At 52.8% G+C, this 25,653-nt stretch carries 22 protein-coding genes, 1 pseudogene and 1 other annotated feature; of the genes and pseudogenes, 12 read left to right on the top strand and 11 right to left on the bottom strand.

All coding sequences use genetic code 11. From position 1 onward, the window contains the following. Window positions 1-2: 2 nt before the first annotated feature. The 6 genes and pseudogenes from ACYAC5_RS10625 to ACYAC5_RS10600 all read right to left on the bottom strand — a co-directional run bounded on the left by ACYAC5_RS10625 (window position 3) and on the right by ACYAC5_RS10600 (window position 7,135). On the bottom strand, window positions 3-317 hold the full coding sequence (locus tag ACYAC5_RS10625) for a BON domain-containing protein (protein WP_192411715.1): 315 nt from the start codon (window positions 315-317) through the stop codon (window positions 3-5). Window positions 318-567: 250 nt separating this feature from the next. Beyond that, a complete protein-coding gene (gene trpA / locus ACYAC5_RS10620; protein ID WP_192411716.1) occupies window positions 568-1,371 on the bottom strand; it encodes a tryptophan synthase subunit alpha in 804 nt (267 codons plus the stop codon). Beyond that, entirely contained in the window at window positions 1,371-2,564 is a 1,194-nt protein-coding gene (gene trpB, locus ACYAC5_RS10615; protein WP_101764259.1) for a tryptophan synthase subunit beta, read from the bottom strand. The genes trpA and trpB overlap by 1 nt, the downstream gene beginning before the upstream one ends. A 46-nt stretch (window positions 2,565-2,610) precedes the next feature. After that, entirely contained in the window at window positions 2,611-3,978 is a 1,368-nt protein-coding gene (trpCF, locus tag ACYAC5_RS10610; RefSeq protein ID WP_192411717.1) for a bifunctional indole-3-glycerol-phosphate synthase TrpC/phosphoribosylanthranilate isomerase TrpF, read from the bottom strand. A 1-nt stretch (window position 3,979) separates the two neighbouring features. Further along, window positions 3,980-5,573, bottom strand: a pseudogene (trpD, locus tag ACYAC5_RS10605) (bifunctional anthranilate synthase glutamate amidotransferase component TrpG/anthranilate phosphoribosyltransferase TrpD). Further along, a complete protein-coding gene (locus ACYAC5_RS10600; protein ID WP_192411718.1) occupies window positions 5,573-7,135 on the bottom strand; it encodes an anthranilate synthase component 1 in 1,563 nt (520 codons plus the stop codon). Before ACYAC5_RS10600 ends, trpD begins: the two are co-directional and overlap by 1 nt. Before the next feature lie 23 nt (window positions 7,136-7,158). Then, window positions 7,159-7,267, bottom strand: a sequence feature (Trp leader region). Between the two features lie 154 nt (window positions 7,268-7,421). On the opposite strand from ACYAC5_RS10600, the gene rnm reads away from it, so the two are divergent. Both rnm and ACYAC5_RS10590 read left to right on the top strand, forming a co-directional pair. Then, window positions 7,422-8,306: an RNase RNM gene (gene rnm / locus ACYAC5_RS10595; RefSeq protein WP_309834476.1), complete on the top strand. Its 885-nt coding sequence runs from the start codon at window positions 7,422-7,424 to the stop codon at window positions 8,304-8,306. Between the two features lie 12 nt (window positions 8,307-8,318). Beyond that, window positions 8,319-8,939, top strand: a complete 621-nt coding sequence (locus tag ACYAC5_RS10590; protein ID WP_110866253.1) for an L-threonylcarbamoyladenylate synthase — start codon at window positions 8,319-8,321, stop codon at window positions 8,937-8,939. Here the strand turns inward: ACYAC5_RS10590 and ACYAC5_RS10585 are convergent, their stop codons facing one another. After that, a complete protein-coding gene (locus tag ACYAC5_RS10585) occupies window positions 8,940-9,596 on the bottom strand; it encodes a serine protease (protein ID WP_312463734.1) in 657 nt (218 codons plus the stop codon). Between the two features lie 818 nt (window positions 9,597-10,414). Between ACYAC5_RS10585 and rluB the strand changes: the two genes are divergently transcribed. Next, the gene (gene rluB, locus ACYAC5_RS10580) at window positions 10,415-11,290 is read left to right on the top strand and encodes a 23S rRNA pseudouridine(2605) synthase RluB (RefSeq protein ID WP_101764266.1); all 876 of its coding nucleotides are present in this window, start codon (window positions 10,415-10,417) and stop codon (window positions 11,288-11,290) included. Window positions 11,291-11,327: 37 nt separating this feature from the next. On the opposite strand, the gene cobO is transcribed toward rluB, so the two are convergent. Further along, entirely contained in the window at window positions 11,328-11,915 is a 588-nt protein-coding gene (gene cobO / locus ACYAC5_RS10575; protein ID WP_462061714.1) for a cob(I)yrinic acid a,c-diamide adenosyltransferase, read from the bottom strand. After that, a complete protein-coding gene (locus tag ACYAC5_RS10570) occupies window positions 11,912-12,676 on the bottom strand; it encodes a YciK family oxidoreductase (protein WP_462061713.1) in 765 nt (254 codons plus the stop codon). The genes cobO and ACYAC5_RS10570 overlap by 4 nt, the downstream gene beginning before the upstream one ends. 173 nt (window positions 12,677-12,849) lie before the next feature. Here ACYAC5_RS10570 and sohB point away from each other — a divergent pair, with 173 nt between their 5' ends. Further along, a complete protein-coding gene (sohB, locus tag ACYAC5_RS10565) occupies window positions 12,850-13,896 on the top strand; it encodes a protease SohB (protein WP_462061712.1) in 1,047 nt (348 codons plus the stop codon). Between the two features lie 26 nt (window positions 13,897-13,922). Here sohB and ACYAC5_RS10560 read toward each other — a convergent pair whose 3' ends face one another. Then, window positions 13,923-14,171, bottom strand: coding sequence for a DUF2498 family protein (locus ACYAC5_RS10560; protein WP_192411722.1), 249 nt, complete (start codon window positions 14,169-14,171; stop codon window positions 13,923-13,925). A 370-nt stretch (window positions 14,172-14,541) separates the two neighbouring features. Here ACYAC5_RS10560 and topA point away from each other — a divergent pair, with 370 nt between their 5' ends. The 5 genes from topA (at window position 14,542) to acnA (ending at window position 22,267) form a co-directional block, all read left to right on the top strand. Further along, window positions 14,542-17,139 carry a type I DNA topoisomerase gene (topA, locus tag ACYAC5_RS10555; protein WP_008106525.1) on the top strand — a complete coding sequence of 866 codons (2,598 nt, stop codon included), beginning with the start codon at window positions 14,542-14,544 and terminating at the stop codon, window positions 17,137-17,139. Window positions 17,140-17,332: 193 nt separating this feature from the next. Beyond that, window positions 17,333-18,307, top strand: coding sequence for an HTH-type transcriptional regulator CysB (gene cysB / locus ACYAC5_RS10550; RefSeq protein WP_064738814.1), 975 nt, complete (start codon window positions 17,333-17,335; stop codon window positions 18,305-18,307). A gap of 493 nt (window positions 18,308-18,800) precedes the next feature. Next, window positions 18,801-18,959: a YmiA family putative membrane protein gene (locus ACYAC5_RS10545; protein ID WP_071531660.1), complete on the top strand. Its 159-nt coding sequence runs from the start codon at window positions 18,801-18,803 to the stop codon at window positions 18,957-18,959. Window positions 18,960-18,962: 3 nt separating this feature from the next. Beyond that, window positions 18,963-19,142 carry a hypothetical protein gene (locus ACYAC5_RS10540; RefSeq protein ID WP_064738813.1) on the top strand — a complete coding sequence of 60 codons (180 nt, stop codon included), beginning with the start codon at window positions 18,963-18,965 and terminating at the stop codon, window positions 19,140-19,142. Between the two features lie 443 nt (window positions 19,143-19,585). Beyond that, window positions 19,586-22,267, top strand: a complete 2,682-nt coding sequence (gene acnA, locus ACYAC5_RS10535) for an aconitate hydratase AcnA (protein WP_462061710.1) — start codon at window positions 19,586-19,588, stop codon at window positions 22,265-22,267. Window positions 22,268-22,316: 49 nt separating this feature from the next. Here acnA and ribA read toward each other — a convergent pair whose 3' ends face one another. Further along, on the bottom strand, window positions 22,317-22,910 hold the full coding sequence (gene ribA, locus ACYAC5_RS10530) for a GTP cyclohydrolase II (protein ID WP_097097212.1): 594 nt from the start codon (window positions 22,908-22,910) through the stop codon (window positions 22,317-22,319). A gap of 228 nt (window positions 22,911-23,138) precedes the next feature. Between ribA and pgpB the strand changes: the two genes are divergently transcribed. The 3 genes from pgpB to lapB all read left to right on the top strand — a co-directional run bounded on the left by pgpB (window position 23,139) and on the right by lapB (window position 25,513). Then, window positions 23,139-23,903 (top strand): phosphatidylglycerophosphatase B, encoded by a 765-nt coding sequence (pgpB, locus tag ACYAC5_RS10525; RefSeq protein ID WP_101764272.1) that lies wholly within the window; start codon window positions 23,139-23,141, stop codon window positions 23,901-23,903. 128 nt (window positions 23,904-24,031) lie between these two features. After that, window positions 24,032-24,337 (top strand): LapA family protein, encoded by a 306-nt coding sequence (locus ACYAC5_RS10520; RefSeq protein ID WP_137385878.1) that lies wholly within the window; start codon window positions 24,032-24,034, stop codon window positions 24,335-24,337. A 6-nt stretch (window positions 24,338-24,343) separates the two neighbouring features. Next, window positions 24,344-25,513: a lipopolysaccharide assembly protein LapB gene (gene lapB, locus ACYAC5_RS10515; protein ID WP_110866246.1), complete on the top strand. Its 1,170-nt coding sequence runs from the start codon at window positions 24,344-24,346 to the stop codon at window positions 25,511-25,513. Window positions 25,514-25,653: the final 140 nt, after the last annotated feature.

Raw genomic sequence — 25,653 nt, 5'->3', positions numbered from 1 at the left:
TGTTATTTGATCTGCATATTGTTAACCACAGATTTCACGCCCGCCACGCTACGCGTTATGGCCACCGCGCGATTTGCCATCTGCGGTGAGCTGACAAAACCGCTCAGCTGAACTTTACCCTTGAAGGTTTCAACATTGATTTCGGTCGATTTCAGCGACTCGTCATTCAACAGCTGAGCCTTAACTTTGGTGGTTACCACGGTATCGTCGATGTAACCGCCAGTGCCTTCTTTGGTTGCTGTGGGTGCACACGCGCTAAGTGCCAGCGCCATTACCGCAGCCATCATAAATCCTGCAACGACTTTGAAAAATTTCATTGGTTATCTCCCTGTCTTAGATGATGTTTCGCCGCAATGGGGCGGCGCAATTAATTGTGGTCTGGAGATGCGAAATCAGCAAATCGGCGCGCGTGAAAAAGTCAGAAATAGGGCGTTTTTACCACTTATTGATCCAATCGCAGTTTTCGCTGGGCATGAAAATCTGAGAGTAGCCGGGAATTTGAGTTTGGGGATATTTTTGGCAATAAAAAGGCCTTATCCGCACCAGCGAATAAGGCCCTGAAGGATTTTAGCGGGTGGCTGCTTTCAGACTACTCACAAAGGCTTTCAGCTCGCTGAGCAGCGTGGCCGGATCGTTCTGGTTACGCTCAATGATTTTCACAATTGCCGACCCGGAAATGGCACCCGCCGCACCAGCGGCGATGGCTTCTTTCACTTGGCCGGGTTCAGAGATACCAAAGCCCTGCAGCGGCGGCGCAGCGTTAAACTCACGCAGCTTTTCGATCAGGTGATGCAGCGGCAGGCTGGCACGATTTTCCGAACCGGTGACGCCTGCGCGTGACAGCAAATAGGTATAACCGCGACCGTGCGCAGCGATCTCACGCAGCAGTTCATCGTCAGCATTTGGTGGACAGATAAAGATCGGCGCCACATTGTGGCGCAGCGCAGCCTGACGGAAAGGCGCAGACTCTTCCAGCGGCACATCCGCAACCAGCACGGAATCGACGCCCACCGCTTCACACTGTGCATAAAAGTTATCGATACCTTTGCTGAACACCAGATTGGCGTACATCAGCAAGCCAATCGGCAGCTCGGGATATTTCTGGCGCACGGTCGCCAGAATTTCAAAGCACTGCGCCACGGTGGTGCCGGAAGCAAAGGCACGCAGCGTCGCGCCCTGAATGGTTGGGCCGTCGGCCAGCGGATCCGAGAACGGAATACCGAGTTCTAACGCGTCCGCACCGCCTTCCACCAGGGTATCGATAATTTTCAGCGAAAGTTCAGGTGACGGATCGCCGAGGGTAACGAAGGGGACAAACGCGCCTTCTTGCTGCGCCGACAGACGTTGAAACAGATGATTGTAACGTTCCATCAGATCTCTCCCTTGGCTTTCAAAATATCGTGAACGGTGAAGATGTCTTTATCGCCGCGACCAGAAAGGTTAACCACCAGCAGCTGCTCTTTTTCCGGATTTTCGCGGATCATTTTCAGTGCATGTGCCAGCGCGTGTGAGGATTCGAGCGCAGGAATAATCCCTTCAGCACGGCACAGCTCTTTAAAGGCGCTGAGCGCTTCGTCATCGGTAATCGAAACATATTCCGCGCGGCCGATACTGTTCAGATGCGCATGCTGAGGACCCACTGACGGGAAGTCCAGACCTGCAGAGATTGAGTAGGATTCTTCAATCTGCCCCTCTTCGGTCTGCATCATCGGCGCTTTCATACCGAAATAGATCCCCACGCGACCGTGCTTGAGCGGCGCACCGTGTTCTCCGGTTTCGATACCGTGCCCCGCCGGCTCCACGCCGATCAGACCAACGCTTTCTTCTTCGATAAAATCAGCGAACATGCCGATAGCGTTCGAACCACCGCCCACGCAGGCTAACACCGCATCCGGCAGGCGACCTTCGCGCTCCAGAATCTGGGCTTTGGTCTCTTCACCAATCATGCGCTGGAATTCACGCACGATAGTCGGGAACGGGTGCGGGCCCGCGGCGGTGCCGAGCATGTAGTGCGCGGTTTCATAGCTGCCAGACCAGTCGCGCAGCGCCTCGTTACAGGCATCTTTCAGCGTGGCTGAGCCGCTATGCACCGGAATCACTTCCGCGCCCATCAGACGCATACGGAATACGTTTGGCGACTGACGCTCAACGTCCTTGGCGCCCATGTAGATGCGGCACTTCATACCCAGCAGGGCACAGGCTAACGCTGACGCGACACCGTGCTGACCGGCGCCGGTTTCCGCGATGATCTCGTTTTTGCCCATGCGCTTAGCCAACAGCGCCTGACCCAGCACCTGGTTGGTTTTATGCGCACCACCGTGCAGCAAATCTTCACGCTTTAGATAAAGGCGGGTTTTGCTGCCTTTAGTCAGGTTGCTGCACAGCGTTAAAGCCGTTGGGCGTCCAGCGTAGTTTTTCAGCAGGTCAGTAAACTCGGCCTGAAACTCGGGATCGCGCTGCGCTTCAACAAACGCATTTTCCAACTGGCGCAAGGCTGGCATCAGGATTTGTGGTACGTACTGGCCGCCAAACTCGCCAAAATAGGGATTCAATAACGTGGTCATTTTTTCATCTTCCTTATTCGGCCCGCGCCATGGCGGGCAAGCGAAATTAATAGGCGCGCAGCGTGCGGAATACCGCCGCGACTTTGCTGGCATCTTTAATGCCTGGCGCAGATTCTATGCCGGAGTTGAAATCGAGGCCGGCACAGCCCAGCTGCGCGGCCTCAACGCAGTTGTCAGCGCTTAGGCCACCGGCCAGCAGCACATTGCTGAGATCCTGGCCTTGCAGCAGTGACCAATCGAAACGCTGGCCGGTGCCGCCCTGGCCATTATCAAACACGTAACGATCGACGTGCGGCCAGTCGCGCGCAGGTAACTGCTCTTTAATGCTCAGCGCTTTCCAGATTTTGGTGTCTGCTGGCAGCGCCTGACGCAATTCTGCGACGAACGCCTGATCTTCATCGCCGTGCAACTGCACCGCATAAAGTTTTAAACTTTCCGCTAGCGTGACAATGTCACTTGCCGCATTGTTGCAGAACACGCCAACATACTTCAGCGGGGCAGCAGCCTGCACAACCTGCGCTTGGTCGCGGCTGATTTTACGCGGCGAGCCTTCAGCGAAGATCAATCCACCATAGATTGCGCCAGCTTCCAGCGCTGCGCGTGCATCTTCGGCGCGGGTCAGGCCGCAGACTTTGTTATCACCGAGCAATACGCGACGCACGCCAGCGGTGAGATCGGCTTCTTCCATCAGCGCGGAGCCAATCAGGAAGCCGTTAGCGAAGTGGCTTAGCTCACGAACCTGGGCATAATTGTGAATGCCAGATTCGCTAATGACGGTGACGCCATGTCCGAGGCGCGGGGCTAACTGACGCGTGCGATTCAGGTCGATGGACAGGTCGCGCAGGTCGCGGTTATTAATGCCGACAACTTTGGCTTCCAGCGCAATCGCGCGTTCCATCTCTTCTTCATTACTGACTTCGGTCAGCACGCCCATTTTCAGGCTGTGCGCCACGGCGGCGAGCTGACGATATTGCTCATCATCCAGCACTGACAACATCAGCAGAATGGCGTCGGCCTGATAATGTCGTGCCAGATAGATCTGGTAGGGATCGATGATGAAGTCTTTGCACAACACCGGTTGCGTGATGGCGGCGCTAACAATCGGCAGGAACGCAAAATCGCCCTGGAAGTATTTCTCATCGGTTAACACCGACACCGCAGAAGCGTAATGACGATATACGCCAGCGATGGTGGCGGGATTGAAATCCTCGCGAATCAGCCCTTTGGAGGGCGAAGCTTTTTTGCATTCCAGGATGAATACCGTGCGCGATCCACGTAGTGCATCGTAAAAATGACGTTCCGCAGGCTGCAAATCGTTCTGGAAGGTGGCCAGCGGCTGCTGTGCTTTGCGCGCTTCAACCCAGACGGCTTTATCTTGTACGATTTTCTCTAAAACAGTGCCCTTAATACTCATCTCATCCTCTCGCTGCCAGAGCGACAACGCGCTCGTAGGCCTGTCCGCTGCGAATGGCAGCGATGGCGCGCTGTGCGTTGTCGCGCAAATCTTCATTTCCGAACACTTTCAGTAACATTGCGACGTTCACCGCCACCGCCTGCTCATGGGCGGGCTGGCCTTTACCCTGGAGTAAACGGGTCAGAATGTCACGGTTTTCTTCCGGCGTGCCGCCTGCCAACGCGTCTTTATCATGGAAGCCAAAACCGAAGTCTTCTGGTGTCAGCTGATAGCCAGTGATTTCGCCATCACGCAGCTCGGCGACCTGCGTTGGGCTGTGCAGCGCCACTTCATCCATGCCACCGCCGTGAACCACAGCCGCACGTTGATAGCCGAGCACTTTTAGCGTTTGGGCGATTGGCAGTACCAGCTCCGGGCTGTACACGCCAATCACCGCCAGCGGTGGACGCGCAGGGTTAATCAGCGGACCCAGCACGTTAAAGATGGTACGGGTTTTCAACTGCTGACGTACCGGCATCGCGTGACGAAAACCGCTGTGATACTGCGGAGCAAACAGGAAGCAGACGTTGAGATCGTCCAGCGCCTGGCGTGCTTGTTCCGCAGGCATATCCAGATTGATGCCAAATGCCGCCAGCAGATCGGAAGAACCCGACTTGCTGGAGACGCTGCGATTACCGTGCTTTGCCACTTTCAGGCCGCAGGTTGCCGCAACAAAGGCGCTGGCGGTCGAGATATTGATGCTGTTGCTGCCGTCACCACCGGTACCGACGATATCGGCAAAGGTGTAATCCGGGCGCGGGAACGGTTTTGCATCGGCCAGCAGCGCGGAAGCGGCACCGGCGATCTCTTCCGGACGCTCGCCACGGACTTTCATGGCGATCAGCGCGGCGGCTAACTGCGTCGGCTCCAGCTGACCGGTAATAATAGCGCTAAATAGCTGGTGGCTTTCGCCCTGGCTCAGCGTCTCAGACTGATAAAGTTTTTCCAGAATAGTTTGCATCATAATCTCCCTATTACTTCGCCAGCGCCCAGGCCAACGTTTGTTCTAATAAGCGCGCGCCCTGAGTGGTGAGAATGGATTCGGGGTGGAACTGGAAGCCACACACGCGGTCGGCATCGTGGCGCACAGCCATCACCATGCCGTTGTAGCTGGCGTTAACGGTCAATTCGGCTGGCGTATTGCTGCCGACCAGCGAGTGATAGCGCGCCACCGGCAGCGGATTGCTCAGGCCAGCGAACATGCCTTCGCCATCGTGGGTAATAGAAGAGGCTTTGCCGTGCAGGATCTCGCCGGCCTGGCCGACATGGCCGCCGTAAGCTTCAACAATCGCCTGATGACCGAGACAGATGCCGATAATTGGCAGACGACCGCGCAGCGCTTGCAGCAAATCTGGCATGCATCCGGCATCTTTCGGCGCGCCCGGACCCGGCGACAGCATCAGAATCGGATTTTCCATCTGCTGCAGGCGTTCAATCAGCACCTCAGCGGGCACGTTGTTGCGGTAAATCACCACGTTATGGCCAAAGGTACGCAGCTGATCAACGAGGTTGTAAGTAAAGGAGTCGATGTTATCGAGCAGCAGGATATCGGCCATCAGAAAATCTCCTTGCAGTGATGGGCTGTTGCGATGGCACGCAATACCGCGCGCGCTTTGTTGCGGCTCTCGTCCGCTTCTGCCTGTGGCTGGGAATCAAGAACCACACCGGCGCCAGCTTGTACGGTGGCAACGCCGTCTTCAACCCACGCGGAACGAATAACGATGCAGGTATCAAGGTCGCCGTTAGCGGTGAAATAGCCGACTGCGCCGCCGTAGCTGCCGCGACGTGTGCCTTCTTTCCCGGCAATCAGTTGCATCGCACGCACTTTCGGTGCGCCGCTCAGCGTGCCCATGTTCATGCAGGCGCGGTAGGCGTGCAGCACGTCGAGATCTTCGCGCAGCGTGCCGACCACGCGTGATACCAGATGCATCACGAACGAGTAGCGGTCAACTTTAGTCAGGTCTGCCACGTAACGGCTGCCCGGCACGCAGATACGCGCCAAATCGTTACGCGCTAAATCCACCAGCATCAGGTGCTCAGCCATCTCTTTATGGTCGGTGCGCATTTCCAGTTCGATGCGGCTGTCGAGATCGCGATCCAGTGAGCCATCGGCATGGCGGCCGCGTGGACGCGTACCCGCAATCGGGTAGATCTCAATCTGACGCGACGTCGCGTCATATTTCAGTGAGCTTTCTGGCGAGGCACCAAACAGCGCGAAATCCTGATCCTGCATAAAGAACATGTAAGGACTTGGATTGCTGTTTTTCAACGTGTCGTAAGCGGCCAGTGGAGAAGGGCACGGCAGCGAGAAGCGACGTGAAGGGACAACCTGGAAGATTTCGCCAATGCGAATCGCTTCCTGCATCTCACGCACCACGTTGCAGTACTCTTCATCGCTCTGACTGGTGCTCAGCGTCATGTGCTCGACGCGCTGTACCGGCAATGCGGGCGCTGCTTGCGTCATCTGGCCGCGCAGTTGTTCGATGCGGCCTTGCAGACGCTGGAACTCGCTGGTCGATGGGCTGAATAAGCTGGCCTGCAGGCGAGCAGTGCGCTGCTGATGGTCGATCACCAGTAAGGTTTCGGCCAGATAGAAGCAGTAATCCGGGCAACGCTGTTCGTTGCGCAGTTGCGGCAGATCTTCGAAACCGGCCACTAAGTCATAAGCGAACAAGCCGCCAAGTAGCATCGCTTCACGCTCCTCTTCCGGGCTGTTCACCAGCTGCGGGATCAGGCGCAGCGCATCAAATACGGAAAAGGCCTTCAGGCGGGAATCTTCGTCCTGCATGCCTTGCTGCTGGGTGAAATGCAGCTCGCGGCCATCAGGGCGCACCTCAATACGCACCTCAGAGGGCAGCGCCTCGTCCAGCAGCGGCAAGATGGCGCGACCATTTTCCGACAGCGCTTTGATGGTGACGATGTTACCCAGCGCACTGACGCGCAGCGCGCTATCCACGATTAACAGGCTTTTCAGGTTTTGTTTGCTGTCGATATCTGCGGATTCAAGCAGCAGAGTTGCTGGACGTGCGCCGCATAACTGATGAAACACTGCGGCCGGATCTTCGCGGTAGGGCGCGGTACCGGTTATCAACTTCAATGTAGGTTTCGCAATAGCCATAATGGATTCTCTGAATTTCGCTCAAAAAAAAGCCCGCTCGGTGGCGGGCTTAGGTATCAATCTGCACTGCGGTTACGCAAATTGTGCACGACGACGTCGCCCGATAAAGGGATCATCGTGCCACCAACCATTTAAATGCGTACCAAAAATAGTCATGATTAAATACCCGTTACGTGTGAACTTGTGTACTAGTTAACTGGTTCGGGCGAAAAATGTCAATACCCTTTTTCAGCCAGGGGCAAAATCGTTATCATGCCTGCCGGTTTATGTAGTTGCTGGAGTTATCTTGTCGGACATCGCTCGTTTTCCCCTTTACGATTTACACAGCCATACGCTGGCTTCTGACGGCTTATTGACGCCGACCGCGCTGGTGCAGCGCGCGGTTGAGATGAAAGTCGGTGTGCTGGCGATTACCGATCACGACACGGTGGCGGGCGTGCCAGAAGCGCAGGCGGCAGTGATGCAACAGGATCTACCGATCCGCGTGCTAGCCGGTTTAGAAGCATCAACCTTATGGGAAAATCACGAAATCCACATTGTGGGGCTGAATGTCGATTGCCAGCATCCCGCGCTGACTGAATTCCTTGCGCTTCAGTATCAGACACGCCTTGATCGTGCGCAGCAGATTGCCGAACGCCTCGAGCGCGCTCGCATTCCTGATGCGCTAGCCGGTGCGCAGCGACTGGCGCAGGGCGGCTTGATCACGCGTGGCCACTTTGCGCGTTATCTGGTGGAGATTGGCAAAGCCGACAATATGGCGCAGGTATTCAAGAATTATCTGGCGCGCGGGAAAACCGGCTACGTGCCGCCGCAATGGTGTACAATTAAACAAGCCATTGATGCTATTCATCATTCTGGCGGCTATGCCGTTTTGGCGCATCCCGGTCGTTATGGTTTGTCGGCTAAATGGTTAAAGCGGCTGATTGCGCATTTTGCCGACGTGGGCGGCGATGCCATGGAAGTCGCGCAGTGCCAGCAAGCGCCCAACGAGCGCACGCAGCTGGCAACCTATGCGCGTGACCATCAGTTAGCCGGGTCGCAGGGATCAGATTTCCACCAACCTTGTCCGTGGATAGAACTGGGACGCAAGTTATGGCTACCGGGCGGCGTGGAGCCGGTTTGGGAACGCTTCCCCGCATTGGCGCCCAGCAGTGCTGTTACAGACAGGTGATATGAGGTTTTTATGAGTCAATATTTTCACATTCATCCCGACAATCCGCAGCCGCGCCTGGTAAATCAGGCCGTTGATTATCTCAATAAAGGCAGCGTGATTGTTTATCCAACCGACTCTGGCTATGCGCTGGGGTGTCGTCTGGAAGAGAAAAATGCCATGGAACGCATTTGTCGCATTCGCCAGTTGGATGGCAATCACAACTTTACGCTGATGTGCCGCGATCTGTCGGAGCTGTCGACTTACGCGCAGGTGGATAACTCCGCGTTTCGCCTCCTGAAAAACAACACGCCGGGCAACTACACCTTCATTTTGAAGGCGACGAAAGAAGTGCCGCGTCGTCTGATGAATGACAAACGTAAAACCATCGGGCTACGCGTGCCGTCCAACCCGGTGGCGCTGGCGCTATTGGAGCGCCTTAACGAGCCGATGATGTCGACTTCGCTGATGCTGCCCGGCAATGATTTCACCGAGTCCGATCCGGAAGAGATTCAGTACAGCATTGGCAAGCTGGTGGATCTGATCATCGATGGCGGCACGCTGGGACAGCAGCCGACCACGGTGATCGATCTCACCAGCGATGCGCCGGTGGTGGTGCGCGAAGGTGTCGGTGACACGCGCCCGTTCCAGTAATCATGCATGGTCAGGCGTGGCTTTCTGCGTCTGACCAATATTGGATTCCAGCCAGGTTTTGAAATCCCCGTACGGAATATACAGCGAGACATCTTTTAAGATGACTTTCTTGCTGCGAACGTTAGATATTTCATGGCTGTAACCGACAATCACCCCGCCAATAGTTTGGTCGGCATTATATACCGCGCCACCCGACATCCCTTGCACCACGCCAGCATTTGATGCCATTGCCATGCAGGGCTTTTTATTCCATTTATTGGTAATGGCGGTACGCGCTAAATTAACGCCGCTCGATTCCACCGGCATAGCGGAAATAAAGCTGTAACCGTACATTTTAATCGGTTCGCCAACAGCACCGTTGCGGAATTTCGCCAGCGTTTCTGGACTGTTTTTATGATAAATAATCGCGACGTCGCAATAAGGATGATAGGCCTTGACACGCTGCACGGCCGTTTTTGCCACGTGCGCCGCCGTCAGGCTGTATTCTGGCGTCAAAGGAATGGTTGTACCGAGAATGCCCAAACCTAGCACGGTCGGGATGCCTGTCACGCTCATATCAACGTGTTGCATCGCAGTACGACTGTACTCAGTGTGGCCCACGGAACAACCGCTCAGAGCCAGCGCAGCGAGCGCAGGCCAAAGCAGAGAGGTTTTCATGGCTGTGATCTTCTTTAAAGCATGTCCGTAAAATCCCTGGTGAAGACTTTCGACATGCAAATTAAATTCATTCCGTAAATGAATAAACGCGTCTAATCCCGCGCGCGCCGGTTTGTAATATCAGTGAAATTACACAGTGGTTCGTTAATGATTTGTAAGTTGAACGAATATAAATAGTAAATGAAAGCTATGTTATTATGACGACGCACTGGATTTCAGGCTTAAATTTTACACAGTTTTTTCTGCAGAACAATTCATCAAATTTAATATTAATCAAATAATACAAAAATACAGACTTAATCCAACCTGTAGTGCCAATAAACTATCAGTTTGCATTTATTACGGTAATGGACCTTATTTAATGCTGTTAAATAGTTTTTTATGCTGTTTTATTGTTTTTACTTAGATTTAAAGTTTGTGATTATCCTTAAGCGTGGCGAGCAATAGCGGTTAAGCAGTCTTGCAAAGCGCTAATGTATCAGTTGTCTTAAGTTGATAATAGGCTCAGGCGGGAAAGGTTAGGGGCAAGTGATAATAATTCAGTCACTTGGCGTGGTTGCTGCGGATGCAAATAAGATCGATCTATCAGCCAGCTGAATGTTTATCGTCATGGTCTTAATGGCTACGTTTTTACCAGACCCTCTGTTATCGGCAGCAAAGGAAAAGGTGTTAACAAAACTTGCGTTAGTGTAAAATCGCGGGCCGTCTGAGATTGCAGCAGCGATGCAGAGCGGTAACAGATTCTGATATGGGAATTGGTAATCCCTGTATCGCACCTCTTCTTACCACGACGCCTGGGAAGGCGACAATGAGGCTCCATGAGCGAAAAATTACAGAAAGTATTAGCGCGCGCCGGTCACGGTTCGCGTCGCGAAATCGAAACCATGATTTCAGCCGGACGCGTCAGCGTTGACGGCAAACTGGCGACGCTTGGCGATCGCATCGAAAGTGATAAATCCCTGAAAATTCGTATCGATGGCCATCTGGTTTCTATCGCTGAGTCGGCGACCGAAGTGTGTCGCGTATTGGCGTACTACAAACCAGAAGGTGAACTCTGCACGCGTAACGACCCGGAAGGGCGTCCAACCGTATTTGATCGTCTGCCGCGTCTGCGTGGTTCACGCTGGATTGCCGTCGGTCGTCTGGATGTGAATACCTGCGGTTTGATGCTGTTCACCACCGATGGTGAACTGGCTAACCGTTTGATGCACCCAAGCCGTGAAGTGGAGCGTGAATATGCGGTTCGCGTGTTTGGCGAAGTGGATGACGATAAAATCCGTCAGCTGAGCAAAGGCGTGCAGCTGGAAGATGGCCCGGCATCGTTCAAAACCATTAAGTTTGCCGGTGGCGAAGGCATTAACCAATGGTACAACGTGACGCTGACCGAAGGACGTAACCGCGAAGTGCGCCGTCTGTGGGAAGCGGTTGGCGTGCAGGTTAGCCGACTGATGCGTGTGCGTTACGGTGATATCCAGTTACCGAAAGGCCTGCCACGCGGCGGCTGGATCGAGATGGAATTACCGGCAGTCAACTATCTGCGTACGTTAGTTAGTATGCCGGAAGAGACGGTAACGAAAGTGGCCGTTGAAAAGGATCGTCGTCGCACCAAGGCTAACCAAATTCGTCGTGCGGTAAAACGTCACGGTGTGGTGAGCAACAATCCGCGTCGGAATAACACTAAACGCGGTTCCTGATCCTAAGCCTGACGCCGCGCTCTGCGGCGTCAGCGTGTTACCAATCTATTCCTTGCTGTGCCTGAATTCCCGCATCAAACGCATGTTTCACCGGACGCATTTCCGTTACGGTATCTGCCAAATCCAGCAACGTACGATGACAGCCGCGACCGGTAATGATTACGCTTTGCTGAGCAGGGCGCTGTTGCAACAAATCGACCAGCTCCGCTAAATCCAGATAATCCATGCTCACCATGTACGTGATTTCATCCAGGATCACCAGGTCGACGCGGCTATCGGCCAACATACGACGCGCCTGCTGCCACACTACCTGGCAGGCGGCAGTGTCGGTCTCGCGGTTCTGCGTATCCCAGGTAAAACCGGTGGACATCACCTGAAATTCGACGCCGTGCTGTTCCAGTAAGTTACGTTCACCGTTGGGCCATTCGCCTTTAATGAACTGTACCGCCGCCACTTTTTTACCGTGTCCGCAGGCGCGCAACGCGGTGCCAAAAGCCGCGGTGGTTTTCCCTTTGCCGTTACCGGTGAACACCATCAAAATGCCGCGCGTCTCGGTGGCGGCGGCGATTCGGGCATCAACCTGCTCTTTTAGTCGCTGCTGGCGTTGCTGATGGCGATCGTTCATGCGGTTGCCGGCCCCGCTTTGCGTCCCGGCTGCGCATCAAAGCTGGTGCCGGTTTTACGTCGGCTGTCATCACCCATCAAATAGAGGTAGAGCGGCATTAAATCCGCGGGGGTTTTGAGTAAATTGGCATCCTCATCCGGGAAAGCACTGGCGCGCATTTTGGTGCGCGTACCGCCAGGATTGATACAGTTGACCCGCAAGTGACGGTTTTTATACTCGTCGGCCAGCACCTGCATCATGCCTTCAGTGGCAAACTTCGAAACCGCATACGCGCCCCAGCCTGCACGGCCGGTGCGGCCCACGCTGGACGTGGTGAACACCAGCGAACCGGCATCTGATTTCAGCAGCAGCGGCAGTAATGCCTGGGTTAAATAGAAGGTGGCATCAAGGTTAATCTGCATCACGTCACGCCAGATCTGTGGATCGAGCTCCTCCAACGGTACGATTTCGCCCAGAATGCCAGCGTTGTGCAGCACGCCATCCAGACGCGGCACCAGCGCAGTAACCTGGTCAGCTAACTGCTGGCAGCTTTCTGGCGTGGCTTCAGCCAGATCCAGTAATAAAGAAGCGGCTGGCTGCTTGTTTAACTGTTTGATGGCCTGCTCCGTTTTCTGCAGGGTGTCGGCGTTGCGGCCCAACAGGATGACGCGCGCGCCGTAGCGCGCATAGGTCAGCGCCGCTTCACGGCCAATGCCATCGGAAGCGCCGGTGACGAGGATGATGCGATTTTCCAGCAGATCGCTTTTCGGTTGATAATGCACAGCGATGTCCTTTGCTCGGGTCAGAAGGTTTTTGGCTTTATGCCTGAATTTGCCGCGCGGTGCAACGCTTGAGCCTCGCATTCTGTGCCGCCTGCGGGCATTTCAGGCGACGACAGCGCGTAAAGCGGGTAAACTTATAGCTGTTGTAATTTACTGTTTAATAAGGCGGCAGAATGGATTTTTTCTCCAGTTATGGATTATTTCTGGCTAAGGCCGTCACCGTGGTGGTGGCGATCGCAGCTATTGTTCTGATTGTGCTAAATGCCGCGCTGCGTAAACGTCACAGCAGCGGTCAGCTGCGTTTGACGCATCTTGATGATGATTATCGTGAGATGAAGGAAGATCTGCAGCTCGCCAAAATGAAGCCACAGGCGCAAAAAGTGTGGCTCAAGCAGCATAAGAAAGAAGAGAAGCAAAAGGCGAAAGCTGATAAACGCAATGCTAAAGCGGGCGTGAGCGAGACGCTGAAGCCCACGCTGTATGTGCTGGAGTTCAAAGGCAGCATGGACGCGAGTGAGGTCACCTCATTGCGTGAAGAGATCTCCGCGGTGCTGGCAGTTGCGGTGCCGGGCGATGAAGTGCTACTTCGCCTGGAAAGCCCCGGCGGCGTAGTACACGGCTACGGTTTGGCGGCTTCGCAGCTGCAACGCCTGCGCGATGCCGGTCTGCAATTGACGGCGGTGGTGGATAAAGTCGCTGCCAGCGGTGGTTACTTGATGGCATGCGTGGCGGATCGCATTGTGGCCGCACCGTTTTCTATTATTGGTTCAATTGGCGTGGTCGCGCAGATTCCCAACTTCAACCGCCTGTTAAAGCGTAACGATATTGACGTCGAGCTGCATACCGCCGGTCAGTACAAACGGACTTTGACGCTGTTTGGTGAAAACACCGAAGAAGGGCGCGAGAAATTCCAGGAAGATCTTAATGAAACGCATCAGCTGTTTAAAGATTTCGTGCAGCAGATGCGTCCGTCGCTTGATCTGAACAAAGTGGCGACCGGCGAGCATTGGTATGGCCGTCAGGCGCTGGATTTGGGTTTAATTGATGAAATCGGCACCAGCGATGCGTTGATTATCCAGCATATGGATCGCTTCACCGTGCTGGGCGTCCATTACGCACGTAAGCGTAAAATGATGGATCGCTTTACCAACAGCGCCAGTCTGGCGGCAGAACGGTTGATTCTGAAAATATGGCAGCGCGGCGAGAAGCCGCTGTTGTAACCGGGCCCGGCAATTGCCGGGCTTTTTTATGCCAGATGATATTGAGAGGAGAGTTCCACCGCGAGGTGTTTAAACACGTTAAATACCGTGGTGGTTTTGGCGGTGGGCAAGCCTTCATCATCGAGAAAATAGGGACCGCGAAACACCAAAACATCACCTTGCTGAATCACATCATTGGCTTCTAATCCGACAAAATAATTTTCGTGCTGCGTGATTATCTGATTGGCTATTTCCAGTAACGCGTGGCGTGAAATAGATTCCGTTGGCACTGACATTTTTCACCTCTTTTTTGACAGCCATTTTTCTCCTTCTATATTACTTGCGAGCTATCGCGTTCAGCAAATCAGCATGGCGTCACAAAACTGGCGCAAAATTAGGCAGAATGCTAATTAAGTTGCGTAACGGATTTTATCAGGTAGAGTGTGGGCGATTCAGCTTTCAGGGAGATCACACCCGGATGTGTGGTTCTGTCAGATGGAAAACTCGCTCCTAATCATAAAGTTGCAGAAGTCGACGCAATCTGACCTGAGATTATCCCTGCTGCCTTGAAATGCGAAATGCCGGCAGCAATATTGAACCCATTGGGTTTTGGGACCTCCAATTCTCTCCCGTTTATCAGGACGTTTCATTTAGGTAAAGGTACATATGGGTAAATCACTCGTAATCGTTGAGTCCCCGGCAAAGGCCAAAACAATCAATAAATACCTCGGTAATGACTACGTGGTGAAATCCAGTGTCGGTCATATCCGTGATTTGCCGACCAGCGGTTCAACTGCCCGTAAAAGTGCCGACGGGGAAAAAGCGAAACCTGGAAAAAAGGTTAAAAAGGATGAGAAAGCCGCACTCGTAAACCGCATGGGTGTAGATCCCTGGCATGGTTGGGAAGCGGATTATCAAATTCTGCCGGGCAAAGAAAAAGTTGTCGCTGAGCTGAAAAACCTGGCTGCCGATGCAGACCACATCTATCTCGCAACCGACCTTGACCGCGAAGGGGAAGCCATTGCCTGGCACCTGCGGGAAGTGATCGGTGGGGACGATAAGCGCTTTAGCCGCGTAGTATTTAACGAAATTACCAAGAATGCGATTCGTCAGGCGTTTGACAAGCCTGGCGAGCTTAATATTGAACGTGTCAACGCACAGCAAGCGCGCCGCTTTATGGATCGCGTGGTGGGTTACATGGTGTCGCCACTGCTGTGGAAGAAAATTGCCCGCGGCCTGTCAGCCGGTCGCGTTCAGTCGGTTGCGGTGCGTCTGGTTGTTGAGCGCGAGCACGAAATCAAAGCCTTCGTGCCAGAAGAGTATTGGGAAATCGATGCTGATTTCGCCACGCCGAAAGGCGCCGATCTGGCCATGCAGGTGACGCATCAGAATGACAAAGCGTTCCGTCCGGTCAATCGTGAGCAAACTCACGCGGCGGTAGCGATTTTGCAGAAAGCGCGTTACGAAGTGCTGGATCGTGAAGACAAGCCGACCAGCAGCAAGCCTTCTGCACCTTTTATTACCTCAACGCTGCAACAGGCGGCGAGTACGCGTTTGGGCTTCGGCGTGAAGAAGACCATGATGATGGCGCAGCGTTTGTATGAAGCGGGCCACATCACCTATATGCGTACCGACTCCACCAACCTGAGCCAGGATGCCGTGGCGATGGCGCGCGGTTATGTTGAGAGCAGCTTTGGTAAAAAGTATCTGCCAGAAGCGCCGAATACCTATGCCAGCAAAGAGAACTCACAGGAAGCGCACGAAGCGATTCGTCCTTCTGACGTGAATATCGTGGCTGAGCAGCTGAAAGATATGGAAGCTGATGCGCAGAAACTCTATCAGCTGATTTGGCGCCAGTTTGTTGCCTGCCAGATGGTTCCGGCTCAGTACGACTCCACCACGCTGACCGTGGGCGCGGCTGAATTTAAATTGAAAGCCAAAGGCCGCACGCTGCGTTTCGATGGCTGGACGCGCGTGATGCCTGCGCTGCGTAAAAATGATGAAGATCTGACGCTGCCGCCGGTAGATGTTGGCGACATGCTGGATCTTAAAGAGCTGATGCCAAGCCAGCACTTCACCAAACCGCCGGCGCGCTTCAGTGAAGCATCGCTGGTGCGTGAGCTGGAAAAACGTGGCATTGGTCGTCCATCAACGTATGCCTCGATTATCTCCACCATTCAGGATCGTGGTTACGTGCGTGTTGAGAACCGCCGTTTCTACGCTGAAAAAATGGGTGAAATTGTTACCGACCGTCTGGAGTCTAATTTCCGCGAGCTAATGAACTATGACTTCACCGCGCGCATGGAAAATAGCCTCGATCAGGTGGCGAATAATGAAGCCGAATGGAAAGCGGTACTCGACTCCTTCTTCAGTGATTTCAGCCAACAGTTAGATGATGCTGAGAAAGATCCGGAAGAGGGCGGCATGCAGCCCAACCAGATGGTGTTGACGTCAATTGATTGTCCAACCTGTAGCCGCCCGATGGGGATTCGCACCGCCAGTACCGGCGTGTTCCTGGGTTGCTCGGGTTATGCTTTGCCGCCGAAAGAGCGCTGCAAGCAGACCATCAACTTGATCCCGGAAAATGAAGTGCTCAACGTGCTGGAAGGCGATGATGCTGAAACCAATGCGCTGCGCGCTCGTCGTCGTTGCCAGAAGTGTGGCACCGCGATGGACAGCTATCTGATCGATAACCAGCGCAAGTTACACGTCTGCGGTAATAACCCAGAGTGCGACGGCTACGAGATTGAGCAGGGCGAATTCCGCATCAAGGGCTACGACGGTCCGATTGTTGAGTGCGAGAAGTGTGGTTCTGAAATGCATCTGAAAATGGGTCGTTTCGGTAAGTACATGGCGTGTACCAACGACGAGTGCAAAAACACCCGTAAGATTCTGCGTAACGGTGATGTCGCGCCGCCAAAAGAAGATCCGGTGCCGCTACCAGAATTGCAGTGTGAAAAGTCGGATGCTTACTTTGTGTTGCGTGATGGTGCAGCGGGCGTGTTCCTTGCTGCGAATACCTTCCCGAAATCACGTGAAACGCGCGCGCCGCTGGTGGAAGAGCTGCAACGCTTTGCCGACCGCCTGCCAGAAAAGCTGAAATATCTGTCAGAAGCGCCAGCCGCCGATCCAGAAGGGAATAAGACGATGGTGCGTTTCAGTCGTAAGACCAAACAGCAATACGTCTCTTCCGAAAAGGATGGCAAAGCCACCGGCTGGTCAATGTTCTATATTGATGGCAAATGGCAGGAAGCGAAAAAGTAATTCCCCGCAAGGCCAGCATTCGCTGGCCTTTCTCTTATCCTTATAGCTAATCGTTCTACATTCTTCCTTTAACTGATATAGTAGTTATAGAACTCTTTTCGTTTCGCTGATTCGCTTTCCCTCCCTCACCGCAATTAAAGCGGAAACACGCCTGCCGGGAATGCACCTCTGTCGCTACCAGGAAGATATAACTATGAAATTGCAGCAGTTGCGTTACATCGTCGAAGTGGTTAATCACAACCTTAATGTCTCATCGACCGCCGAAGGCTTATATACCTCGCAGCCGGGCATCAGTAAGCAAGTCCGTATGTTAGAAGATGAGCTGGGCGTGCAGATATTTGCACGCAGTGGTAAGCATCTGACGCAAGTAACGCCTGCAGGTGAAGAGATTATTCGGATTGCGCGCGAAGTGCTGTCCAAAGTTGACGCGATTAAATCTGTTGCTGGTGAACACACCTGGCCAGATAAAGGCTCGCTGTATGTAGCAACTACCCATACGCAGGCACGTTATGCGCTGCCAGGCGTGATTAAAGGCTTTATTGAGCGCTATCCTCGCGTTTCTTTGCACATGCATCAGGGATCGCCGACGCAAATAGCTGAGGCGGTTTCAAAGGGCAATGCAGACTTTGCCATTGCCACAGAAGCCCTGCATCTGTATGACGATTTGATTATGCTGCCGTGCTATCACTGGAACCGCGCCATTGTGGTAACGCCAGATCATCCGTTGGCGGGTAAATCAAATGTGACGATTGAAGAGCTGGCGGATTTCCCGTTAGTGACTTACACATTTGGCTTTACAGGCCGTTCAGAGTTGGACACCGCGTTTAATCGCGCCGGATTAACGCCACGCATCGTCTTCACTGCGACGGATGCTGACGTCATTAAGACGTACGTGCGTTTAGGCCTGGGCGTTGGCGTAATTGCCAGTATGGCGGTTGATCCGGTTGCAGACCCCGATTTGGTGCGTATTGAAGCTTCAGAAATCTTTACGAATAGTACGACCAAAATTGGCTTTAGACGTAGCACCTTCCTCCGCAGCTATATGTATGATTTTATTCAACGTTTCGCGCCACACCTGACGCGTGATGTGGTGGATGCGGCGGTCGCATTGCGCTCCAATGAAGACATCGAAGCTATGTTCCGCGACATCAAGTTACCCTTCAAGTAAATTCCTAACTCATTCTTTTGCCAAGGTGTCCAGTGGGCACCTTCGGAATCCCCTAGCGCTTAGCGCCACGAGTACTTCAAAAAAAATCATTATTTTTTTGTAAATGAAACATGGGTCACATGTTTTTTCATTGTTATCTATTAAATGCGAATCAGTACACAATTTTTACGATGCTGCTTTGCAGCTCGCCAGGAATATTCCCATACTCTAGTTAAGAGTTGATGAAGAAGGGCTTTTTAACTGGCATGGTAAATTAAACTCAAATTTAGATTGGATCTAATTTGCTGTTAACCCAAATTTACAATGTAACGATTTAATTAATAGTTGTGTTGGTAATTAAATTTATCTCATCAATTTTTGGCGTTTTGATAAATAGCGTTAATCGTTGTGCTCAATAAAAATAACTGGATTTTCGGTCTTAACAAGTTTAGGATTCGTCCTAAATCTTAATCGTTGTCATCAATCGTTTTATTGAGAGTGATTATCAAAAACTATGAATACGAGAATAACTGTACAGCCGGGCTTCCGGACTAAAAGCACCAAAGTTGAGCGTACTGGTAATACCCGTCGCAAAGCTTGGATGACTGTCTTCGCTGCTTCAGCACTGTTCTGGGTAGTGGTGGCGTTAATGATTTGGCGTATGTGGGGTTAAGCCATGTGGGCAAATACACTCAGTCGTAAGCATCCGGTTTCTGCACGTCAGCCGCAAACGCCTGCGTGCAAAGTTAAAGACGTTGTATCCACTGAACCTCAGGTCACCATTCCGACTTCGTGGGAACTCAGCGAGAATCAGCGCAATTTTATTGAATCCTTCATGGATATGAAGTCGAAATAACGCAGCATGCGTTCCGTACTATATTTAGTCGTTTAGTCCCTCTTTTTGCCGGATTATCCGGTGGGCAAGTTAAAAGCCCGTCCTTTAACACTCAGCATTAAAAAAACGGTGTCATCAGTACAACGCTGAAGACGGTGGACTTTTTTTGCCCGGAATCCGGGAGGGAGTGAATTATGAGCATCAATACAACGACATTATCCTGGATGAGCGTTTATACCTTTTCCCTGGCTTTTTGGGCCGCCGCCTTCTGGGCGATGATTTAAGCCCTAACTCAAATTACACTGAATTTTATAAATGCCCTGACAAACGTCGGGGCATTTTTCATTGTGTCTTAATGTGTCTATTCGTGTTGTTATCAAAACGTTAACGGCAATGTAGTCTATCTTTAAGTTAAACCTTGCAGTCACTGAGGTTTAAAAAAGATTCACTTACATGGAGGCGCTATGTCGTTAACGTTACGCGAGCAGAGTCAGGACACGCTGGATGTTCGGGCAAAAAAATATCATTACTACAGCTTGCCCAAAGCAGCTCAGCAACTGGGCAATATCGATCGCTTGCCCAAGTCGATGAAAGTCCTGCTGGAAAACCTTTTACGCTGGCAGGATGGTGATTCTGTCACGCTTGAAGATATTGAAGCGCTGGTCGCCTGGCAAAAAGATGCTCACGCCGATCGTGAGATTGCCTATCGTCCCGCGCGTGTATTAATGCAAGATTTTACCGGCGTACCGGCGGTGGTAGATTTGGCTGCCATGCGCGAAGCGGTGAAACGCCTTGGCGGCGACGTCGCCAAAGTCAATCCCTTATCCCCGGTAGATTTGGTTATCGACCACTCTGTCACCGTGGACCATTTCGGTGATGACAAAGCCTTTGATGAAAATGTGCACCTGGAAATGGAGCGCAACCACGAGCGCTACGTTTTCCTGCGTTGGGGGCAAAAAGCTTTCAATCGATTCCGCGTAGTTCCGCCAGGCACCGGGATTTGTCATCAGGTCAATCTGGAATACCTCGGTAAATCTGTCTGGCATGAGACGCTGAATGGGCAAGAGATCGCCTATCCCGATACGCTGGTGGGCACCGATTCGCACACCACCATGATCAATGCGCTCGGCGTATTGGGTTGGGGCGTTGGCGGGATTGAGGCTGAAGCGGCGATGCTTGGCCAGCCGGTCTCAATGCTGATTCCTGACGTAGTCGGTTTCAAACTCACTGGTAAATTGCGTCCGGGCATCACCGCAACGGATCTGGTGTTAACCGTAACGCAAATGCTGCGCAAACATGGTGTTGTGGGTAAATTCGTAGAATTTTACGGCGACGGCTTAGCCGACCTGCCGCTTGCCGATCGCGCCACCATCGCCAACATGGCGCCTGAGTATGGTGCGACCTGCGGCTTTTTCCCTGTCGATGATGTCACCCTGAGTTATATGACGCTCACCGGCCGCGATGCGGAGCAGGTTGAACTGGTTGAGGCTTATGCTAAGCAACAAGGTATGTGGCGTAACGCGGGTGATGAGCCGGTGTTCACCAGCTCTCTAGCGCTGGATATGGGCGACGTCGAGTCCAGCCTGGCCGGTCCAAAACGTCCGCAGGATCGTGTATCACTCGGTGATGTTCCTACTGCCTTTGATGCCAGCAACGAACTGGAAGTTAATCAGGCGCAAAAACCGCATAAAACCGTGAGCTACCGCGATAGCGAAACTGGAGAAAGCTATCAGCTGGATGATGGTGCGGTCGTGATCTCGGCGATTACCTCTTGTACTAATACCTCAAACCCTAGCGTGCTGATGGCTGCCGGTTTACTGGCGAAGAAAGCCGTTGAACGCGGTCTGATGCGCAAGCCCTGGGTTAAGGCCTCACTGGCACCCGGTTCCAAAGTGGTTTCTGACTACCTTGCTGTGGCCCAGCTTACGCCATATCTGGACGAATTAGGATTCAATCTGGTCGGTTACGGTTGTACTACTTGTATCGGTAATTCCGGCCCGTTACCGGACGCGATAGAAAGCGCGATTAAAGAGGGTGATCTCACGGTTGCCGCGGTGCTTTCGGGTAACCGTAACTTCGAAGGCCGTATTCATCCGTTAATTAAAACCAACTGGCTGGCTTCGCCGCCGCTGGTGGTTGCTTATGCCTTAGCGGGTAATATGAAGCTCAATCTGCAATCCGATCCGCTCGGCCAGGATCGCCAGGGCAACGATGTTTTCCTCAAGGATATCTGGCCTTCGCCGGAAGAGATTGCTGAAGCGGTGCAGAAAGTCACCAGCGATATGTTCCACAAAGAGTATGCCGAGGTGTTTAACGGTACGCCTGAGTGGCAGCAGATCAAAGTCAGCGAAGCGGCAACCTACGATTGGGATGGTGATTCTACTTACATTCGTCTGTCGCCCTTCTTTGACAACATGGAGAAAACGCCGAAGCCGGTGCAGGATATCAAAGGCGCGCGCATTCTGGCGATGCTGGGTGACTCCGTCACCACCGACCACATTTCTCCAGCGGGGAGCATCAAAGCCGAAAGTCCCGCCGGACGCTATTTGCTGTCGCATGGCGTTGAGCGCACCGATTTCAACTCTTACGGTTCGCGTCGTGGTAACCACGAAGTGATGATGCGCGGCACCTTCGCTAATATCCGTATTCGTAACGAAATGGTGCCGGGAGTTGAGGGCGGTTATACCAAACACTTCCCAACTAACGAGCAGTTGGCGATTTACGATGCGGCGATGAAGTATCAGCAGGAAGGTGTGCCGTTAGCGGTGATTGCTGGTAAAGAGTACGGTTCCGGCTCAAGTCGGGACTGGGCAGCAAAAGGGCCGCGCTTACAGGGCGTGCGCGTGGTTATCTCCGAATCCTTCGAGCGTATTCACCGCTCTAACCTGATTGGTATGGGGATTCTGCCGCTCGAGTTTCCGGCTGGCGTGACGCGTAAAACGCTGCAGCTTACGGGTGAAGAGTTTATAGATGTGGCAAATCTGTCGCAGCTTAAGCCGGGTGGCACGGTAACCGTAATTCTGACGCGCGCGGATGGCAGCCAGGAGACGCTGGAAACGCGCTGCCGTATCGATACGGGTAACGAGCTAACCTATTACCAGAACGACGGCATTTTGCATTACGTGATCCGCAACATGCTGAACTAAAAGAAAAAGCCGGGATTTCCCGGCTTTTTTTATCTGCTTTAAAATCTGCTTAAGACTTCGGCAACAGATGACCCATTTTTTCGGCTTTCGTATCGAGATAGTGCGCGTTTTTCGGGTTACGCCCGACAACCAACGGCACGCGTTCGACGATATTGATACCGGCTTCACTCAGGATTTCAACCTTGCGCGGATTGTTTGTCAGCAAGCGCACTTCATTGACGCCCAACAGTTTGAACATATCTGCACATAGCGTGAAGTCACGCTCATCAGCGGCGAAACCGAGCTGATGGTTGGCTTCGACCGTGTCGTAGCCTTTATCCTGCAATGCATAAGCACGAATTTTATTCAGCAAACCGATGTTACGACCTTCCTGACGGTGATACATCAGAATGCCACGACCTTCTTCCGCAATCGCCGTTAACGCCGCTTCCAGCTGGAAGCCGCAGTCACAGCGCAAGCTGAACAGGGCATCGCCGGTGAGACATTCGGAATGGACGCGCGCCAGCACCGGATTGTGATCGCTAATATCACCATAAACCAGCGCGACATGGTCGTGGCCGGTTGCCAGTTCTTCAAAACCAACCATCAGGAAATCTCCCCATGGCGTGGGCAGTTTGGCTTCTGCTACCCGTTTAAGCTGCATGTGACTCTCCAGAACCTTCAGAGGATGCGCTATCATCATGATAACGCACGGGCCATGTGGCCCGATGAAACTTAGGCTATTGTGCCACAACCCGAACGGCTGCCGTTAATCGGTCAGAGTGATTGTAGTGATAAAGCACAATTATCCAAGCCGCAATGGGTATGTTATTCTTTTTTCAGCTAAAGTTATGCTAAACGCACCTGTTAATCCGGATCTAAAAGGAAGCGAATGTTAAAAATCATTCAGCGCACCACCTTAGGGGCGTTTTTATTGTTGTTGATGCCGTTGGGCGTATGGATATCTAACTGGCAATGGCAACCCGGGGAAAGCGGCAATCTACTTCGCGTGCTGTTTTGGATGACGGAAACCGTTACCAGTCCGTGGGGCATCCTCACCAGTATCATCCTCAGCGCCTGGGTGTTGTGGTGTTTACGCTTTCGGCTCAAACCCGCGATTCTACTCATTCTTATCATGAATGGTGCGATTCTTGCTGGTCAGTACACCAAATCCTCAATCAAAGAGCATGTGCAGGAACCGCGCCCCTACGTCATCTGGCTGGAAAAAAGTCATGGCATTAACGGTGATGAGTTTTATCAGCTTCATCGCCAGCAGCGCGGCGAAATGGTCTCAACTTTGCTGGCCAATGACACTCAGCTGCCGCAATGGCTGAAGAATCATTGGGCATTTGAAACCGGTTATGCGTTTCCTTCCGGGCATACCATGTTTGCCGCTAGCTGGGCGCTTTTAGCCATCGGCCTGTTATGGCCGCGCCGTCATTTTGCCACCGTTGCCGTATTATTCGTTTGGGCGACCGCGGTGATGGGCAGCCGTTTAGTGCTGGGTATGCACTGGCCGCGTGATTTAGTGATGGCAACGCTGATATCCTGGTTATTGGTGACCGTTGCTACGCTGCTGGCCCAGCGTTTTTGCGGCCCGCTCACCATTCCTCCAGAGGAACATCGTGAGATCGCGCAACGTGATGATGGATTGTAATCAGCCTATTCATCCCCATATGATTGATTGTGCTTGCAGAAAAAAGCGCTAACTGATGTGGGGATAAGCAGCATCGACGGCGGTTTTTTGGCATACTTCTATTGGATAACCTCTCGACAGGACGCATTGTGAAATATTTGCTTATTTTTCTCGTGGTATTGGTCATTTTCATCATCTCCGTCACGCTCGGAGCGCATAACGACCAAATCATCACCTTTAACTATCTGCTAGCGCAGGGCGAATTCCGCATTTCAACACTGCTCGCCAGCTTGTTTGGCGCTGGATTCCTGCTGGGATGGGCGATTTGCGGTCTGTTCTGGTTACGCTTACGTGTTTCTCTGGCAAATGCACAGCGTAAGCTTAAACGTATGCAGGCACAGAATGAACAATCTACTGCAGTGACCCCATCACCAACTGCCAGTCGTCGGGATTAATTTTCGATGCTTGAATTGCTGTTTCTGCTTCTTCCTGTTGCTGCGGCGTATGGCTGGTATATGGGCCGCCGCAGTGCACATCAGGATAAGCAACAGGAAGCGAACCGCCTGTCGCGCGATTATGTGACCGGCGTAAACTTCCTGCTCTCCAATCAACAGGACAAAGCGGTTGATCTCTTTCTCGACATGTTGAAAGAGGACAGCGGCACGGTTGAGGCGCATCTGACGCTTGGCAATCTGTTCCGTTCGCGTGGTGAAGTTGATCGCGCCATTCGCATTCACCAATCCCTAATGGAAAGTGCGTCGCTCAGCTACGAGCAGCGCTTGCTGGCGATCCAGCAACTCGGCCGCGATTACATGGCAGCCGGATTGTACGATCGTGCCGAAGATATGTTTGGGCAACTGGTTGAAGAGACCGATTTCCGTATTGGCGCGTTGCAGCAGTTATTGTTGATTCATCAGGCAACCAGCGACTGGCAAAAAGCCATCGACGTGGCGGAAAAGCTGGTTAAGCTCGGCAAAGATAAGCAGAAAGGGGAAATTGCCCATTTTTACTGTGAGCTGGCGTTGCAGGCATTAAGCAGTGATGACCTTGATCGGGCGATGAGCTTGCTGAAGAAGGGCGAGTCAGCCGATCATCAAAGTGCGCGCGTCTCAATCATGATGGGCCGCATTTTGATGGAGCAGGGCGAGTACGCTAAAGCCGCCAGCCGACTGCAGCGCGTGCTGGAGCAGGACAAAGAGCTGGTGAGTGAAACGTTACCCATGCTGGAAACCTGCTACCAGCGCCTGAACCAACCCGAAAACTGGGCGCAATTTTTACAGCGTTGTGTCGACGAGAATACCGGCGCCGCAGCAGAGCTTTATCTCTCCGATATTCTTGAGCAACAGCAGGGACCGGAAGCGGCACAGCTGTATATCAATCGTCAGCTTCAGCGTCATCCGACGATGCGTGTGTTTCATCGTTTGATGGATTTCCACTTACACGAAGCGGAAGACGGACGTGCGAAAGAGAGCTTGATGGTGCTGCGCGATATGGTCGGCGAGCAGATCCGCACTAAGCCGCGATATCGCTGCCAGAAATGTGGCTTCACTGCCCATGCTCTGTATTGGCATTGCCCATCTTGTCGCGCCTGGTCTTCAGTTAAACCCATCCGTGGACTCGACGGCCAATAAATGGGCGCATCACGCGTCTGGTTACATCTATTTAGTTACAACATACTTTTAAGTTTGATTAAGAAACTGCCTTGACATCGTGCAGCTAGCAGTCAAACAGGCAAGTTCTGGCGGTAGCGTGATTGTCGGCACCGGCCTGC

The sequence above is a fragment of the Pantoea sp. y20 genome (assembly GCF_054903455.1).
The sequence above is the reverse complement of the archived record's forward strand: the minus strand, read 5'-3'. Positions and strand labels throughout refer to the sequence as shown.

What these genes read in the sequence shown, in the direction of transcription:
- ACYAC5_RS10585 (WP_312463734.1), bottom strand. Translation starts at nt 9,596, where the DNA reads ATGAAAACCTCTCTGCTTTGGCCTGCGCTCGCTGCGCTGGCTCTGAGC.
- acnA (WP_462061710.1), top strand. Translation starts at nt 19,586, where the DNA reads ATGTCGTTAACGTTACGCGAGCAGAGTCAGGACACGCTGGATGTTCGG.
- ACYAC5_RS10625 (WP_192411715.1), bottom strand. Translation starts at nt 317, where the DNA reads ATGAAATTTTTCAAAGTCGTTGCAGGATTTATGATGGCTGCGGTAATG.
- trpA (WP_192411716.1), bottom strand. Translation starts at nt 1,371, where the DNA reads ATGGAACGTTACAATCATCTGTTTCAACGTCTGTCGGCGCAGCAAGAA.
- cobO (WP_462061714.1), bottom strand. Translation starts at nt 11,915, where the DNA reads ATGAACGATCGCCATCAGCAACGCCAGCAGCGACTAAAAGAGCAGGTT.
- trpB (WP_101764259.1), bottom strand. Translation starts at nt 2,564, where the DNA reads ATGACCACGTTATTGAATCCCTATTTTGGCGAGTTTGGCGGCCAGTAC.
- lapB (WP_110866246.1), top strand. Translation starts at nt 24,344, where the DNA reads ATGCTTGAATTGCTGTTTCTGCTTCTTCCTGTTGCTGCGGCGTATGGC.
- ACYAC5_RS10545 (WP_071531660.1), top strand. Translation starts at nt 18,801, where the DNA reads ATGAATACGAGAATAACTGTACAGCCGGGCTTCCGGACTAAAAGCACC.
- ACYAC5_RS10560 (WP_192411722.1), bottom strand. Translation starts at nt 14,171, where the DNA reads ATGTCAGTGCCAACGGAATCTATTTCACGCCACGCGTTACTGGAAATA.
- rluB (WP_101764266.1), top strand. Translation starts at nt 10,415, where the DNA reads ATGAGCGAAAAATTACAGAAAGTATTAGCGCGCGCCGGTCACGGTTCG.
- ACYAC5_RS10600 (WP_192411718.1), bottom strand. Translation starts at nt 7,135, where the DNA reads ATGGCTATTGCGAAACCTACATTGAAGTTGATAACCGGTACCGCGCCC.
- ACYAC5_RS10590 (WP_110866253.1), top strand. Translation starts at nt 8,319, where the DNA reads ATGAGTCAATATTTTCACATTCATCCCGACAATCCGCAGCCGCGCCTG.
- cysB (WP_064738814.1), top strand. Translation starts at nt 17,333, where the DNA reads ATGAAATTGCAGCAGTTGCGTTACATCGTCGAAGTGGTTAATCACAAC.
- sohB (WP_462061712.1), top strand. Translation starts at nt 12,850, where the DNA reads ATGGATTTTTTCTCCAGTTATGGATTATTTCTGGCTAAGGCCGTCACC.
- pgpB (WP_101764272.1), top strand. Translation starts at nt 23,139, where the DNA reads ATGTTAAAAATCATTCAGCGCACCACCTTAGGGGCGTTTTTATTGTTG.
- topA (WP_008106525.1), top strand. Translation starts at nt 14,542, where the DNA reads ATGGGTAAATCACTCGTAATCGTTGAGTCCCCGGCAAAGGCCAAAACA.
- trpCF (WP_192411717.1), bottom strand. Translation starts at nt 3,978, where the DNA reads ATGAGTATTAAGGGCACTGTTTTAGAGAAAATCGTACAAGATAAAGCC.
- ribA (WP_097097212.1), bottom strand. Translation starts at nt 22,910, where the DNA reads ATGCAGCTTAAACGGGTAGCAGAAGCCAAACTGCCCACGCCATGGGGA.
- ACYAC5_RS10540 (WP_064738813.1), top strand. Translation starts at nt 18,963, where the DNA reads ATGTGGGCAAATACACTCAGTCGTAAGCATCCGGTTTCTGCACGTCAG.